Genomic DNA, 14,199 nt, shown 5'->3' on the forward strand with positions numbered 1-14,199 from the left:
CCCCAGACCTTAGTTCAGTTCAATGGCGAAGTAGTCACGCGCATTGTTAAAGCAAATATTTTTCACCATCTCGCCCAGCAGGTTGATGTCCGCCGGTGCTTCGCCCGCTTCCACCCAGCGACCGATCATCTGGCACAGAATGCGGCGGAAGTATTCGTGACGGGTGTATGACAGGAAGCTACGGCTGTCAGTCAGCATACCGACAAAGCGGCTCAACAGACCGAGCTGCGCCAGTTGGGTCATCTGACGTTCCATACCGTCTTTCTGATCGTTAAACCACCATCCGGAACCGAACTGCATTTTGCCCGGCATACCTTCGCCCTGGAAGTTACCGATCATGGTGCCCAGCACTTCGTTATCGCGCGGGTTCAGGCAGTAGAGAATGGTTTTCGGCAGCAGGTTTTCTTCGTTCTGCTTGCTCAGCAGCTTAGACAACTCTTCCGCCATCGGACGGTCGTTGATGGAGTCAAAGCCGACATCCGGCCCCAGCAGTTTGAACTGACGCAGGTTGTTATTACGCAGTGCGCCAATGTGGTACTGCTGTACCCAGCCGCGACGTGCATATTCGGCACCAAGGAACACCAGCACCGCAGTTTTGAACTGTGCCACTTCGTGCTCGCTCAGGGTTTCGCCTGCCAGACGGCGCGCGAGGATGCTGTCCAGTTCCGCTTCGTTCGCTTCAGCAAACATCACCACATCCAGCGCGTGGTCAGACACTTTACAGCCGTGAGCGGCGAAGTGATCCAGACGTTTGGTCAGGGCAGTTTGCAGGTCAGCAAAGCGGCGAATGTCGGTATCGGAAACTTCGCCCAGCTTCGCCATGTAGTCGTTAAAGGTCGCCTGTTCAATGTTAAAGGCTTTGTCCGGACGCCAGCTCGGCAGCACTTTAATGGTGAAAGAGCCGTCTTTGGCGATCTCTGCGTGATGCTCCAAAGAATCGATCGGGTCATCGGTGGTGCCGACCATTTTCACGTTCATCTGCTGCATGATGCCGCGTGCAGAGAAATTATCCTGCGCCAGCAGTTCGTTACATTCGTTCCAGATTTCATCGGCAGTTGACGGAGAAAGCAATTTGCCAGTGATACCAAACGGACGACGCAGTTCGAGGTGCGTCCAGTGGTATAACGGGTTGCCGATAGTGTGCGGAACAGTCGCCGCCCAGGCGTCAAATTTTTCACGGTCAGACGCATCACCGGTGCACAAACGCTCGGCCACACCGTTGGTACGCATAGCGCGCCATTTGTAGTGATCGCCCTTCAACCAGATGTCATACAGGTTTTTAAAACGATAGTCTTCCGCAATCTGCTGCGGCGGCAAATGGCAATGGTAATCGAAAATCGGCTGGTCTTTTGCGTAGTCGTGATACAGACGGCGGGCAAATTCAGTATCTAACAGGAAATCTTCAGTCATAAACGGAGTCATTTTCGTCTTCCTCTCAACGAGTGAGCTAGCTTGCTTATGGTGCGATGCTGACAAAGTTATCACACCAATTTCCAGAGTCCGAAGATATTTTCGTGAGTTAGATCAATAAACGTAGTTAAAAAAATTACTCTCAAAGTGGTAAATCTCGCTGCAGGCCGCGCCAGTACTGGCCTCGCCGTCGTCAGGTAATGTCCCTACAAATATTCGCACATTTGTGATGGCTCTCACCTTTTAAAGTTGTATGACAAGTTATCTTTCTGCCGTCGCAAATCATAAGTCGACGGAATGCAAATTGCCGATTCATTCATTTGTTAGATGAATCGGGTTAACCGGTACGGAAGCCGAATTAGCACGAAACTTTCATGGCAACGTTCGGGGCGTGCCGGTTTTTTTTCGGTTACCCGGTCGTAACTAACATCTTCAGCCTCTGGCGGGATGATGGCCGCGCTTCCTGCGGATATAACAAAACGATGAGGTTTTACATGCGTAAAATTAAAGGGTTACGTTGGTATATGATCGCACTGGTGACGCTCGGCACCGTGCTTGGTTACCTGACGCGTAACACTGTGGCGGCAGCTGCGCCAACTCTGATGGAAGAGTTAAACATCTCCACCCAACAGTATTCCTATATCATCGCAGCGTATTCTGCTGCTTATACGGTCATGCAACCGGTAGCGGGTTATGTACTGGATGTGCTGGGTACGAAAATCGGTTATGCAATGTTTGCTGTACTGTGGGCCGTGTTCTGTGGTGCAACCGCGCTGGCAGGTAGTTGGGGTGGCCTGGCGGTTGCTCGTGGTGCGGTCGGTGCCGCGGAAGCCGCGATGATTCCGGCGGGTCTGAAAGCCAGCTCCGAATGGTTCCCGGCGAAAGAGCGTTCCATCGCGGTAGGTTACTTTAACGTAGGTTCTTCGATTGGTGCGATGATTGCGCCGCCGCTGGTGGTATGGGCAATCGTGATGCACAGCTGGCAGATGGCATTTATCATCTCCGGTGCGTTGAGCTTTATCTGGGCGATGGCATGGCTGATTTTCTACAAGCATCCGCGCGACCAGAAACATCTGACCGATGAAGAACGCGACTACATTATTAATGGTCAGGAAGCCCAGCACCAGGTTGACACAGCGAAGAAAATGTCCGTTGGTCAGATCCTGCGTAACCGTCAGTTCTGGGGTATCGCGCTGCCGCGATTCCTGGCAGAACCGGCATGGGGTACTTTTAACGCGTGGATCCCGCTGTTCATGTTTAAAGTTTACGGCTTTAACCTGAAAGAGATCGCGATGTTTGCCTGGATGCCGATGCTGTTTGCTGACCTCGGTTGTATCCTCGGTGGTTACCTGCCGCCGCTGTTCCAGCGTTGGTTTGGTGTGAACCTGATCGTTTCCCGTAAGATGGTCGTAACGCTGGGCGCTGTGCTGATGATTGGCCCGGGTATGATCGGTCTGTTCACCAACCCGTATGTCGCGATTATGCTGCTGTGTATCGGTGGTTTTGCTCACCAGGCACTGTCTGGCGCACTGATTACGCTCTCTTCTGACGTGTTCGGTCGTAACGAAGTGGCGACGGCGAACGGTTTAACCGGGATGTCCGCATGGCTGGCAAGTACGCTGTTTGCACTGGTAGTCGGTGCACTGGCTGACACCATCGGCTTCAGCCCGCTGTTCGCAGTTCTGGCAGTGTTCGACCTGTTAGGTGCGCTGGTTATCTGGACCGTGTTGCAGAACAAACCGGCGATTGAGGTGGCGCAGGAATCACATAACGATCCCGCACCGCAACATTAAGGCTTCGTGTAAGTTTTAGTTTCCCTTCAAAGCCGCCTTCTCAGGCGGCTTTTTCATCACTGCGAGTAGAGCTAAACTCGCAAAAGTGGTATAACAAATATAGTCTGCCGTATCATGCCTGGAGCGCATATGGAAATCACTGAACCACGCCGTTTGTATCAACAACTTGCCGCTGATCTGAAAGAGCGCATCGAACAGGGCGTCTATCTGGTGGGTGATAAACTGCCTGCCGAACGCTTTATTGCCGATGAAAAAAACGTCAGCCGCACCGTGGTTCGTGAAGCCATCATCATGCTGGAAGTTGAAGGCTATGTCGAAGTGCGTAAAGGTTCAGGTATTCATGTGGTTTCCAACCAGCCGCGCCATCAGCAGGCGGCTGACAATAATATGGAATTCGCCAATTACGGTCCGTTTGAGTTGCTCCAGGCTCGCCAGCTCATCGAAAGTAATATTGCCGAGTTCGCGGCAACTCAGGTCACAAAACAGGACATCATGAAATTGATGGCCATCCAGGAGCAGGCACGCGGCGAACAATGCTTCCGTGATTCCGAGTGGGATTTGCAGTTCCATATTCAGGTAGCCCTGGCGACGCAGAACTCCGCCCTGGCGGCTATCGTTGAAAAAATGTGGACCCAGCGTAGTCATAACCCGTACTGGAAAAAACTGCACGAACACATTGATGCCCGTACCGTCGATAACTGGTGTGATGACCACGATCAAATCCTCAAGGCGCTGATTCGCAAAGATCCTCATGCTGCTAAGCTGGCAATGTGGCAGCACCTGGAAAACACCAAGATCATGTTATTTAACGAAACCAGCGACGATTTCGAGTTCAATGCCGACCGCTATCTGTTCGCCGAAAACCCGGTGGTGCATCTCGATACAGCCACCAGCGGCAGTAAATGAAATTCCTGTCCGACAGGCGCTACAGTGCGCCTGTTTGTCTCGTCGGTAAGCGAAAAGTATAAAGTGTCAGCCTGTGTAAATCCTCTCGCCTCCCTCCCCTGCATTCAGCAAAATCAGACTCCACGGACATGTAATTTTGATAACGAACAACGTTGACCTTTGTTACAATTAGATTCAATTTGAATTTATGCTTTTGAATGCTTTCTTATCTCACGATTTAACAGGGAATAGTTCAGGCTGTGTTGATGTATCAAACCCGCAGAACATACCAAGACAGCAATAACATTGCGGTAGTGCATCATTTAAAACCAGCGTGGCGTTAACCGATTCACCAGGAATAATGAATGGAACTTTTGACCCAATTGCTGCAAGCCCTGTGGGCGCAGGATTTTGAAACCCTGGCCAATCCGTCGATGATTGGCATGTTGTATTTTGTCTTGTTTGTCATTTTGTTCCTTGAAAACGGCTTGCTTCCGGCGGCCTTTTTACCGGGCGACAGTTTACTGGTACTGGTCGGCGTATTGATTGCGAAAGGCGCGATGGGCTATCCGCAAACGATTCTGCTGCTGACCGTTGCCGCCAGCCTCGGTTGCTGGGTCAGCTATATTCAGGGGCGATGGCTGGGCAATACCCGCACCGTACAAAACTGGCTATCTCATTTACCCGCGCATTATCATCAACGCGCACACCATCTTTTTCATAAACACGGTTTATCGGCGCTGTTAATTGGTCGCTTTATTGCGTTTGTCAGAACACTGCTGCCGACGATTGCCGGGTTATCAGGGCTGAATAACGCGCGCTTTCAGTTCTTCAACTGGATGAGTGGTCTGCTGTGGGTGTTGATCCTGACAACTCTGGGTTACATGCTCGGCAAAACGCCGGTATTTTTAAAGTACGAGGACCAGCTGATGTCATGCCTGATGCTGCTCCCGGTGGTGCTGCTGGTGTTTGGCCTGGCAGGTTCTCTGGTCGTGTTATGGAAAAAGAAATATGGAAATCGGGGGTAAGGGATGCAAATACCTCGCATGTCACTTCGCCAGCTAGCCTGGTCCGGCGCTGTTTTACTTCTGGTCAGCACACTATTGCTGGCCTGGTCCGCGGTTCGCCAGCAAGAGTCTACGCTGGCGATTCGTGCCGTTCATCAAGGGACAACGATGCCAGACGGTTTTTCAATCTGGCATCACCTTGACGCTCACGGCATTCCTTTCAAAAGTATCACCCCCAAAAACGACACTCTGTTAATTACCTTTGACTCCAGCGACCAGAGCGCCGCCGCAAAAGCGGTCCTCGACAGAACATTGCCCCATGGCTACATCATTGCGCAGCAGGACAATAACAGTCAGGCTATGCAGTGGCTGACCCGGTTGCGGGATAACTCTCATCGCTTCGGATAACTTCCTGTTATCCGAAACAGATCACTCACTTTGGTGATTTCACCGTAACTGTCTATGATTAATGAGGCGGTGGTTAACACTACCGCTTCGTTGTCTGGACAATCGTTCCTTTGTAATAGGTCCGAATCACAATGGAAGGTTCAAGAATGAAATACCGCATCGCTTTAGCTGTTTCTCTCTTTGCTCTTAGTGCCGGTAGTTATGCCACTACCCTGTGTCAGGAAAAGGAGCAAAATATCCTTAAGGAGATCAGCTATGCCGAAAAACACCAAAACCAGAATCGTATTGACGGTCTGAATAAAGCCCTGAGTGAAGTCCGGGCCAACTGTTCAGATAGCCAACTGCGTGCCGATCATCAGAAGAAAATCGCAAAGCAGAAAGATGAGGTGGCGGAACGCCAGCAAGATTTAGCCGAGGCGAAGCAAAAAGGCGATGCAGATAAGATTGCCAAACGCGAACGGAAACTGGCAGAAGCGCAGGAAGAGCTGAAAAAGCTGAAAGCGCGCGACTACTAACTCACAATAGTCACTACTTACTCACCTGGAGAAAACTATGTCGAAAGAACACACTACGGAACATCTGCGTGCTGAGTTGAAATCCCTTTCCGATACGCTGGAAGAGGTGCTTAGCTCATCTGGCGAGAAGTCAAAAGAAGAGTTGAGTAAGATTCGTAGCAAAGCGGAGCAGGCACTGAAACAGAGCCGTTATCGCCTGGGTGAAACCGGTGATGCCATTGCCAAACAAACCCGTGTCGCGGCGGCGCGTGCCGATGAGTATGTGCGTGAAAATCCGTGGACGGGCGTGGGCATTGGCGCAGCAATCGGTGTAGTGCTCGGCGTTCTGCTGTCGCGTCGTTAATTATGGCGGACACTCATCACGCGCAAGGGCCCGGTAAAAGCGTTCTGGGCATCGGGCAGCGAATTGTTTCCATCATGGTTGAAATGGTGGAGACACGTCTGCGGCTGGCGGTGGTGGAGCTGGAAGAGGAAAAAGCGAATCTCTTTCAACTTTTACTGATGCTGGGCCTGACGATGCTTTTCGCTGCATTTGGTCTTATGAGCCTGATGGTGCTAGTTATCTGGGCGGTTGATCCGCAATATCGCCTGAATGCGATGATTGCCACCACCGTGGTGTTGCTGCTACTGGCACTGATTGGCGGCATCTGGACGTTACGTAAATCGCGTAAGTCTACGTTGCTGCGCCACACGCGCCATGAGCTGGCAAACGATCGGCAGCTGCTCGAGGAGGAGTCCCGTGAGCAGTAAAGTCGAACGTGAACGACGTAAGGCGCAACTGCTTAGCCAGATCCAGCAACAACGGCTGGATCTTTCCGCCACTCGTCGTGAATGGCTGGAGGCAACAGGCGCTTACGATCGTCGCTGGAATATGCTGTTGAGTCTGCGCTCCTGGGCGCTGGTTGGCAGTAGCGTGATGGCTATCTGGACGATTCGCCATCCTAATATGCTGGTCCGCTGGGCCAGACGCGGTTTTGGTGTATGGAGCGCCTGGCGTCTGGTGAAAACAACCCTCAAGCAACAACAGCTTCGCGGTTAACTTCCTCTCTGGCCGGAGAAATTCCGGCCTTATCCCTCAAATTTTTTGAAAATATTTGACAGTTTTCCTTGCTAACAATCACGCTTCGTCACGTTTATGATTCTCTCCATCGACAGCAACGACGCTAATAGCGCGCCCTTGCACAAAAAAACAATCAGCAGCCTGAGCGGCGCAGTGGAGAGTATGATGAAAAAATTAGAAGATGTTGGTGTACTGGTAGCGCGTATTTTAATGCCGATTCTGTTTATTACGGCAGGCTGGGGAAAAATTACTGGCTACGCGGGTACCCAACAATATATGGAAGCAATGGGCGTCCCCGGCTTTATGCTGCCGCTGGTGATTCTGCTTGAGTTTGGTGGTGGTCTGGCAATCCTGTTCGGTTTCCTGACACGTACCACAGCCCTGTTTACTGCGGGCTTTACGCTGCTGACGGCATTTTTATTTCACAGCAACTTTGCAGAAGGCATGAACTCGCTGATGTTTATGAAAAACCTGACTATTTCTGGCGGATTCCTGCTGCTGGCAATTACCGGTCCAGGCGCATTCAGCATCGACCGCCTGCTGAATAAAAAGTGGTAAGCACGCGCTATACTTAACGATAAAAAACGAGGGGGAAGCTCCTCGTTTTTGCTATTGGAGGATAGAAAAATGGGTCAACTGATTGACGGCGTCTGGCATGACACCTGGTACGATACCAAATCCACCGGCGGTAAATTTCAACGTTCAGCTTCCGCATTTCGTAACTGGCTCACTGCCGATGGCGCGCCAGGCCCCACTGGCAAAGGCGGTTTTGCCGCAGAGAAAGATCGTTATCATCTCTATGTTTCACTCGCCTGCCCGTGGGCACACCGCACGCTGATCATGCGTAAGCTCAAAGGACTGGAACCGTTTATTTCCGTTTCCGTAGTGAACCCGCTGATGCTGGAAAACGGCTGGACCTTTGATGACAGTTTTCCGGGAGCAACCGGCGACACGCTCTATCAACATGAATTTCTGTATCAGCTTTATCTCCACGCCGATCCACACTACAGCGGACGAGTTACTGTTCCCGTGCTGTGGGACAAAAAAAACCACACCATCGTCAGCAACGAATCAGCAGAAATCATACGCATGTTCAATACCGCGTTTGATGCGCTGGGTGCGAAAGCTGGAGATTACTACCCACCAGCCCTGCAACCGAAAATTGACGAACTTAACGGCTGGATTTACGACACCGTTAACAATGGCGTGTATAAAGCCGGTTTTGCCACCAGCCAGCAAGCCTACGACGAGGCGGTGGCGAAAGTGTTTGAATCGCTGGCGCGACTGGAACAGATTTTAGGTCAGCACCGTTACCTGACCGGCAACCAGCTAACCGAAGCCGATATTCGCCTGTGGACCACGCTGGTGCGTTTTGATCCAGTGTATGTGACCCACTTCAAGTGTGATAAGCACCGCATCAGCGATTACCTGAATCTGTATGGCTTCCTGCGCGATATCTACCAGATGCCGGGAATTGCCGAAACAGTCAATTTCGATCACATCCGTAATCATTACTTCCGCAGCCATAAGACCATCAACCCTACGGGGATTATTTCAATTGGTCCGTGGCAGGATCTCGATGAGCCGCATGGACGAGATGTTCGCTTCGGTTAAAAAAAGGCACCTTACGAGGTGCCTCTGATAATTAGCTAAGTACGTGTTGTTCATGTCGGATGCGGCGTAAACGCCTTATCAAACCTACAAAACATTTATATTCAATATGTTGCAATGACCGCGCAGGCCAGATAAGCGTAGCGCATCTGGCAATTTTGCGCTTGCCCTTATCCTTCACAGCGCCTTATTAATTCATCGCGATAATATTTACTGCCATTTCATTCACGTCTATTCTTAATTTGCTGCTTTAAAAACAAGTGATTGAGCAAAATTGAGGCAAAAATGGACTGGTATCTGAAAGTACTAAAAAATTATGTCGGTTTCCGGGGTCGTGCGCGGCGCAAAGAGTACTGGATGTTTATTCTGGTCAACATCATCTTTACGTTCGTGCTGGGGCTACTGGATAAAATGTTAGGCTGGCAACGTGCCGGTGGCGAAGGCATCCTGACGACAATCTACGGTATTCTGGTGTTTTTACCATGGTGGGCAGTTCAGTTCCGCCGCCTGCACGACACCGACCGCTCGGCGTGGTGGGCACTGCTATTCTTAATCCCGTTCATCGGCTGGCTTATTATCATCGTCTTTAACTGCCAGGCGGGTACGCCAGGCGAAAACCGCTTTGGACCAGATCCGAAACTGGAACAAGAATAATAATTAAGCACCTTGTAAAAGGTGCTTAATCGATTATTTTCCGCTAAAAAGTTTGGGAATTTCCCGCAGACACCAGGATTTCGCCTCCCCCATACTGTCACGACGCCAGGCCATAATAATATCGATCTCGCTGGTCGATTCCGGGCTGACGACACGCAACCGCCCTTCCGCAATATCTTTTTCGACCATCGGATACGGCATCGTCGCCACGCCAAGCCCCGCCAGTAATGCCTGACGTTTATCTTCAATCGTGCTCACCGTTAAGCGCGGCTGTTTGTCCAGCAACTGTACGGTCAACACCGGGCGCTCACGAGCGGTATCCGCCACCGCAATTCCACGATATTTCACGCGCGTCACTTCAGATAACGGTTCCGGCTCCTGATGAATCGGGTGATCCGGCGCGGCAACATAGACGTTCATTAAGGTATAGAGTTTGCGCGAGTTGATCTCCGACGAGGAACGAAAATGCATATCCGGCGCGATAACGATATCCGCCCGCCCCTGCTCCAGCCGTTCCCACGCCCCCGCCAGCACTTCGGTGATAATTGCCAGTTGGGTATTGGCTTTTGCCGCCAGTTTGTCGATTAACGGGAAAAAGGCAGGTGTCGGTACCAGCGCCTCGGTCACAATGGTGAGATGCGTTTCCCAACCGCGCGCGAGGGCTTCCGCATCGGTAGTCAGTTTATCTGCGGCTTCCAGCAAAACGCGCCCTCGTTCCAGCAACATCCTCCCGACATTGGTGAATTTGGTGCGATGGCCCGAGCGGTCAAACAGCACCACATCCAGCTCTTCTTCCAGTTTTTGCATGGTGTAGCTAAGTGCGGAAGGCACGCGTCCCAGCTCATCCGCCGCCGCCGCAAAACTGCCCCGGCGATCGATCGCATCCATAACCCGTAGTGCTTCCAGCGTTAATGCCCTTTCTTTGGCCATTTCGTTCTCATTCAGGAAATTTGAACATACCGGGCAGAATATCTGGCTAACAATGTAGCGTCCAGCCCCTTACCATAAAAGGAAGTAAAGAGAGGTCAAGAATTATGATTACTACCCGAACTGCCAGGCAGTGTGGACAAGCAGACTACGGATGGTTGCAGGCCCGGTATACTTTTTCCTTTGGACACTACTTCGACCCGAAATTGTTAGGCTATGCCTCCCTGCGCGTGCTTAACCAGGAAGTGCTGGCCCCAGGTGCCGCCTTTCAGCCGCGAACCTATCCCAAAGTCGATATTTTAAATGTGATTCTGGATGGAGAAGCTGAGTATCGCGACAGCGAAGGCAATCATGTTCAGGCCAGCGCCGGTGAGGTGTTGCTGCTCTCTACCCAGCCGGGTGTCAGCTATAGCGAACACAATCTCAGCAAAGACAAACCGTTAACGCGAATGCAGCTTTGGCTGGATGCCTGCCCGCAGCGAGAGAATCCGCTGATTCAAAAGCTGGCGCTTAATATGAGCAAGCAGCAATTAATCGCCTCGCCAGAAGGTGGGATGGGAAGCCTGCAATTGCGCCAGCAAGTGTGGCTGCACCATATCGTGCTCGACAAAGGCGAAAGTGCGAATTTCCAGTTGCATGGGCCACGCGCGTATTTGCAATCGATTCACGGGAAATTTCATGCGCTTACGCATCATGAAGAGAAAGCGGCGCTAACCTGCGGTGATGGGGCGTTTATTCGTGACGAGGCTAACATTACGCTGGTTGCCGATTCCCCACTGCGCGCTTTGCTGATAGATTTGCCTGTCTAGTTGTTTTTACAGGGAGATGATGATGAGTAAAAAATCGGCCAAAAAGCGCCAGCCAGTGAAGCCCGTGGTGGCGAAAGAACCTGCTCGTACCGCCAAAAATTTTGGCTATGAAGAGATGTTGAGCGAGCTGGAAGCCATCGTCGCGGATGCTGAAACGCGTTTAGCCGAAGATGAAGCTACCGCGTAAAGACAAGTTGCCGGATGCGGCGTAAACGCCTTATCCGGCCTACAAAACCCAAAACCGGGCGTTTATCTGGCCTTGCTCGCCATAATCTCGATAATCTGCCGATCCGTTTGCTGCATCGAATGGCTTGCTAACGCACACAGGTTGGCAATCGACTGCTCAACATCATGCGCCACAATCCCTTCATTACCGGTTACGGCGGTATCATCCAGCGCCATTAACACCGCTTTCCACGCAGCCGAAGCACTGGTCGAAACCTTCATCGCGCAGCTGTTCGATGCACCATCGCAAATCATGCCACTGACATCGCCGATCATACTGCTGATCGCCATCGAGATGGTTTCATAACGCCCATCCACCAGCCATGCCATCCCGGCAGCGGCCCCCATTGCTGCGGTCGTTGCGGCACACAGCGCAGACAAACGCGGTAACTGGTTATGGATGTAAATCGCGCTCAAATGCGAAAGCATCAGCGCACGCGCCAGCCGTTCATCATCCGCTCCGAAGTGTTCAGCTACCACCACCACGGGCATTGTTGCGGTGATCCCCTGGTTACCCGAGCCGGAGTTACTCATTGCCGGAAGCGTAGCGCCGCCCATACGCGCATCGGATGCCGCGCTGGTACGAATCACAATGGATGAAGAGAGATCTTTCGCCAGCAAACCGCGCGCGCACTGTTTTTCCAGCGTCGCACCAATATGCAGCCCCCAGTTACCGCTCAAACCTTCCTGCGATAACGCACAATTTAACTTCGCAGAATCGAGAATAAAGCGGATCGCCGCAAACGGGACTTCATTAACGAACTTCAGGATCTCAGCCAGCGTCGTTCTGGAAAGCACCGTCAGCGGCGACTCTTGCTCGCCCTCTGTCACACACGCCTGCTGGGTAAACACCACACCATTGTGCGTCTCAATATGCACAATGTTGGTATGCCCGCCGACGATGGTGACACACGCCCACTTCTCACCGTTCCAGACTTTGGCGCGTGAGAAGAGGATTTCATCGCAAGGTTCCTGGATCTTAACTGAGACTTTCCCCGCCGCCAGCAGTGCTTTGGCATCGGAAATTGCCTGCGCAGTTGCGTCTTTCAGCACTTCCAGCCCGGCGTTAGCATTTCCACCTAACGCTCCCAGCGCCGCCGCAATTGGCAGCCCCACCATTCCTGTACCAGGAACGGTGACACCCAGACCGTTCTTCATCAGATTTGGCGAAACCCAGGCTTCTACACGTTCAACCGGACCTTCCAGTTCAGCCGCAGCAACCGCCGCCGCCAGCGCCAGTGAAATCGGTTCAGTACACCCCAGCGCCGGTTTTACTTCCTCCTGAACGGCGAGGATGTAACGCTGCCATAACGGATTTAAAGTCGAATCAAACATATTAAAAACCTTAAAATTTCAGGTAAATCAAGAAAATGCCAGGAACGGAGAAACACAAAGCAACAAACCAGTGACGATAATCAGGTACAGAGACATCCCTTTGTATTTGTGCAATGCCGGTACTTTGTAAACCAGCCACGCCGGGATCAGGCACCCTACCATGCCGAAAATCGGGCTACAGATAGAGGTGAAGCTCAACACCGGGGCGTTCAGTACGATGGCGCTCCAGGCCAGCAAAATGGCGAAAATCATTATGCCGCGCTGAACGAGATTTTCGTTAATCTTCTCGGCAGGTATCTTGCGACGCAGGATGTTCATTACGATCCCTTGCGTTGCTTCGCGAAAGCCTAAATAGACGCCAAAGAATGCAGTCATTACAGCAAAGATATTGAGAATAACGCTGACCACTTTCACCCACGCTGCGCCGTCACCGCTAATAAACTGTGCGGCAATCGCCAGCGCGGAAATATTCTGCTCGTAGGCTTTTACCGCTTCGTCATGTCCCATCGCCAGCGTGAATGACACGGCGTAGAAAAAGACGGTGACAAACAAAATGCCAAACGCGATATTCATTGCCCGCAATGCTTTATGCCGCGCCACTTCAATTGATTTTTCCCGCGAACGATAAGAGATCACCATCGGGCTTAACGTCTGGATAAACAGAATCGACGTCAGGGTAAACGGCAGCGTAATAATGGCGTTTTTCACCAGCAGCCCCAGCGGCGGTAGCGAACCGACGTTATACAGATGCCACATTCCCACCATCGACACGCCCAGCGCCGCGACCACCAGCAGCTTGGTCAGCACCATGCCGGTCGAAATTTTGAATAACAATTTCTCGCCGCGTGAGGAGATCGCCACCAGAATGCAAATCAGTACCAGACCATAAAAGGGACTGTCTGACAGCAACCCTTCCGTCACGCCGAAGGTATGCAGGTAGGAAGCACTATCGTTGGTGATGGCGGTGGAATAGACGAACATCCAAATCACCAGCATTACGAAATAGAGTGCACCTAACAGGATGCCCCAGTTTTTACCTAAATAACCGCTGATGACGCTCGGGTAATCTTTACACTCCGGTGATTCTGCCAGCGTATTAATAAACAACCGCTGAAACAGATACATTGCCGGGTAACCAATCACCGATGAGAGCAAAAATACCCACAATCCCATCAAACCGACCTGCACCGGGAGAAAAACAATCCCCGCGCCAATCGCCATCCCGATACTCATAATCACCCAGCCGGTGTCAGTACTGTCGAATTTGATCGCTTCTCGCCACTCGCTCTCACTCATTCCAGCACGACCCGCCGGGGTCGAAGCGTCTGCAATGACGCCTTTATTCGATGCAATTTCCATAATTTCTCGCTCAATATTTTGTAGGGCTTATTATTTTTTTCCGAGCCGCATCAAGGCGATATGCGGTCTACGTTTTTGCAGGCGAGTTATTAGAATAAAGAAATGATACGCGTGAGATCAGAGAAAATCTTCACAATCAAGACTTTTAAATAGCAATTGTGGGTAATAATTTTCTATTAAATTGAGTTAATAGAAATAATT

General features: G+C 51.4%; 18 protein-coding genes. 14 read left to right on the forward strand and 4 right to left on the reverse strand.

Going from position 1 to position 14,199, the window contains the following annotated elements; genetic code table 11:
- Positions 1 to 9 precede the first annotated feature (9 nt).
- Positions 10 to 1,422 carry a glucuronate isomerase gene (uxaC, locus tag ACJHYO_RS02585; RefSeq protein ID WP_000187442.1) on the reverse strand — a complete coding sequence of 471 codons (1,413 nt, stop codon included), beginning with the start codon at positions 1,420 to 1,422 and terminating at the stop codon, positions 10 to 12.
- Between the two features lie 482 nt (positions 1,423 to 1,904).
- On the opposite strand from uxaC, the gene exuT reads away from it, so the two are divergent.
- The 12 genes from exuT to ACJHYO_RS02645 all read left to right on the forward strand — a co-directional run bounded on the left by exuT (position 1,905) and on the right by ACJHYO_RS02645 (position 9,343).
- Complete coding sequence (gene exuT, locus ACJHYO_RS02590; protein ID WP_001298326.1) at positions 1,905 to 3,203, forward strand: hexuronate transporter ExuT; 1,299 nt, start codon at positions 1,905 to 1,907, stop codon at positions 3,201 to 3,203.
- 129 nt (positions 3,204 to 3,332) lie between these two features.
- On the forward strand, positions 3,333 to 4,109 hold the full coding sequence (gene exuR / locus ACJHYO_RS02595) for a transcriptional regulator ExuR (RefSeq protein ID WP_000406487.1): 777 nt from the start codon (positions 3,333 to 3,335) through the stop codon (positions 4,107 to 4,109).
- Between the two features lie 239 nt (positions 4,110 to 4,348).
- Positions 4,349 to 4,432 (forward strand): hypothetical protein, encoded by an 84-nt coding sequence (locus ACJHYO_RS02600; protein ID WP_212734101.1) that lies wholly within the window; start codon positions 4,349 to 4,351, stop codon positions 4,430 to 4,432.
- A gap of 21 nt (positions 4,433 to 4,453) precedes the next feature.
- Positions 4,454 to 5,116 (forward strand): DedA family general envelope maintenance protein YqjA, encoded by a 663-nt coding sequence (gene yqjA / locus ACJHYO_RS02605; protein WP_000422149.1) that lies wholly within the window; start codon positions 4,454 to 4,456, stop codon positions 5,114 to 5,116.
- Positions 5,117 to 5,119: 3 nt separating this feature from the next.
- The gene (gene mzrA / locus ACJHYO_RS02610; protein WP_001166764.1) at positions 5,120 to 5,503 is read left to right on the forward strand and encodes an EnvZ/OmpR regulon moderator MzrA; all 384 of its coding nucleotides are present in this window, start codon (positions 5,120 to 5,122) and stop codon (positions 5,501 to 5,503) included.
- 146 nt (positions 5,504 to 5,649) lie between these two features.
- On the forward strand, positions 5,650 to 6,018 hold the full coding sequence (gene yqjC, locus ACJHYO_RS02615; RefSeq protein WP_001298323.1) for a DUF1090 family protein YqjC: 369 nt from the start codon (positions 5,650 to 5,652) through the stop codon (positions 6,016 to 6,018).
- 37 nt (positions 6,019 to 6,055) lie between these two features.
- Positions 6,056 to 6,361, forward strand: a complete 306-nt coding sequence (locus ACJHYO_RS02620) for a YqjD family protein (RefSeq protein ID WP_000031415.1) — start codon at positions 6,056 to 6,058, stop codon at positions 6,359 to 6,361.
- A gap of 2 nt (positions 6,362 to 6,363) precedes the next feature.
- Positions 6,364 to 6,768, forward strand: a complete 405-nt coding sequence (locus tag ACJHYO_RS02625; RefSeq protein ID WP_000785725.1) for a phage holin family protein — start codon at positions 6,364 to 6,366, stop codon at positions 6,766 to 6,768.
- Positions 6,758 to 7,057, forward strand: coding sequence for a YqjK-like family protein (locus tag ACJHYO_RS02630; protein WP_000096093.1), 300 nt, complete (start codon positions 6,758 to 6,760; stop codon positions 7,055 to 7,057). Before ACJHYO_RS02625 ends, ACJHYO_RS02630 begins: the two co-directional genes overlap by 11 nt.
- A 186-nt stretch (positions 7,058 to 7,243) precedes the next feature.
- A complete protein-coding gene (locus ACJHYO_RS02635; protein ID WP_000732237.1) occupies positions 7,244 to 7,636 on the forward strand; it encodes a DoxX family protein in 393 nt (130 codons plus the stop codon).
- Between the two features lie 69 nt (positions 7,637 to 7,705).
- Positions 7,706 to 8,692, forward strand: a complete 987-nt coding sequence (gene yqjG / locus ACJHYO_RS02640; protein ID WP_000531180.1) for a glutathionyl-hydroquinone reductase YqjG — start codon at positions 7,706 to 7,708, stop codon at positions 8,690 to 8,692.
- Between the two features lie 282 nt (positions 8,693 to 8,974).
- Positions 8,975 to 9,343: a DUF805 domain-containing protein gene (locus ACJHYO_RS02645; protein ID WP_001314179.1), complete on the forward strand. Its 369-nt coding sequence runs from the start codon at positions 8,975 to 8,977 to the stop codon at positions 9,341 to 9,343.
- Positions 9,344 to 9,376: 33 nt separating this feature from the next.
- Here ACJHYO_RS02645 and yhaJ read toward each other — a convergent pair whose 3' ends face one another.
- A complete protein-coding gene (yhaJ, locus tag ACJHYO_RS02650; protein ID WP_001041010.1) occupies positions 9,377 to 10,273 on the reverse strand; it encodes a DNA-binding transcriptional regulator YhaJ in 897 nt (298 codons plus the stop codon).
- 104 nt (positions 10,274 to 10,377) lie between these two features.
- On the opposite strand from yhaJ, the gene ACJHYO_RS02655 reads away from it, so the two are divergent.
- Entirely contained in the window at positions 10,378 to 11,079 is a 702-nt protein-coding gene (locus ACJHYO_RS02655; RefSeq protein ID WP_000633590.1) for a pirin family protein, read from the forward strand.
- Positions 11,080 to 11,101: 22 nt separating this feature from the next.
- A complete protein-coding gene (gene yhaL / locus ACJHYO_RS02660; protein ID WP_001295544.1) occupies positions 11,102 to 11,266 on the forward strand; it encodes a protein YhaL in 165 nt (54 codons plus the stop codon).
- Between the two features lie 62 nt (positions 11,267 to 11,328).
- On the opposite strand, the gene cyuA is transcribed toward yhaL, so the two are convergent.
- Both cyuA and ACJHYO_RS02670 read right to left on the reverse strand, forming a co-directional pair.
- Positions 11,329 to 12,639 (reverse strand): cysteine desulfidase, encoded by a 1,311-nt coding sequence (gene cyuA / locus ACJHYO_RS02665; protein WP_000460529.1) that lies wholly within the window; start codon positions 12,637 to 12,639, stop codon positions 11,329 to 11,331.
- Positions 12,640 to 12,666: 27 nt separating this feature from the next.
- Positions 12,667 to 13,998 carry an amino acid permease gene (locus tag ACJHYO_RS02670; protein ID WP_000401593.1) on the reverse strand — a complete coding sequence of 444 codons (1,332 nt, stop codon included), beginning with the start codon at positions 13,996 to 13,998 and terminating at the stop codon, positions 12,667 to 12,669.
- Between the last annotated feature and the right edge of the window lie 201 nt (positions 13,999 to 14,199).

This window comes from Escherichia sp. WS1118 (genome assembly GCF_046487695.1).
GTDB lineage: Bacteria > Pseudomonadota > Gammaproteobacteria > Enterobacterales > Enterobacteriaceae > Escherichia > Escherichia coli.

Bases quoted from the DNA above. Each gene is read 5' to 3' on its own strand.
- uxaC (WP_000187442.1), bottom strand. From the start codon at position 1,422: ATGACTCCGTTTATGACTGAAGATTTCCTGTTAGATACTGAATTTGCC.
- exuT (WP_001298326.1), top strand. From the start codon at position 1,905: ATGCGTAAAATTAAAGGGTTACGTTGGTATATGATCGCACTGGTGACG.
- exuR (WP_000406487.1), top strand. From the start codon at position 3,333: ATGGAAATCACTGAACCACGCCGTTTGTATCAACAACTTGCCGCTGAT.
- yqjA (WP_000422149.1), top strand. From the start codon at position 4,454: ATGGAACTTTTGACCCAATTGCTGCAAGCCCTGTGGGCGCAGGATTTT.
- mzrA (WP_001166764.1), top strand. From the start codon at position 5,120: ATGCAAATACCTCGCATGTCACTTCGCCAGCTAGCCTGGTCCGGCGCT.
- yqjC (WP_001298323.1), top strand. From the start codon at position 5,650: ATGAAATACCGCATCGCTTTAGCTGTTTCTCTCTTTGCTCTTAGTGCC.
- ACJHYO_RS02620 (WP_000031415.1), top strand. From the start codon at position 6,056: ATGTCGAAAGAACACACTACGGAACATCTGCGTGCTGAGTTGAAATCC.
- ACJHYO_RS02625 (WP_000785725.1), top strand. From the start codon at position 6,364: ATGGCGGACACTCATCACGCGCAAGGGCCCGGTAAAAGCGTTCTGGGC.
- ACJHYO_RS02635 (WP_000732237.1), top strand. From the start codon at position 7,244: ATGAAAAAATTAGAAGATGTTGGTGTACTGGTAGCGCGTATTTTAATG.
- yqjG (WP_000531180.1), top strand. From the start codon at position 7,706: ATGGGTCAACTGATTGACGGCGTCTGGCATGACACCTGGTACGATACC.
- ACJHYO_RS02645 (WP_001314179.1), top strand. From the start codon at position 8,975: ATGGACTGGTATCTGAAAGTACTAAAAAATTATGTCGGTTTCCGGGGT.
- yhaJ (WP_001041010.1), bottom strand. From the start codon at position 10,273: ATGGCCAAAGAAAGGGCATTAACGCTGGAAGCACTACGGGTTATGGAT.
- ACJHYO_RS02655 (WP_000633590.1), top strand. From the start codon at position 10,378: ATGATTACTACCCGAACTGCCAGGCAGTGTGGACAAGCAGACTACGGA.
- yhaL (WP_001295544.1), top strand. From the start codon at position 11,102: ATGAGTAAAAAATCGGCCAAAAAGCGCCAGCCAGTGAAGCCCGTGGTG.
- cyuA (WP_000460529.1), bottom strand. From the start codon at position 12,639: ATGTTTGATTCGACTTTAAATCCGTTATGGCAGCGTTACATCCTCGCC.
- ACJHYO_RS02670 (WP_000401593.1), bottom strand. From the start codon at position 13,998: ATGGAAATTGCATCGAATAAAGGCGTCATTGCAGACGCTTCGACCCCG.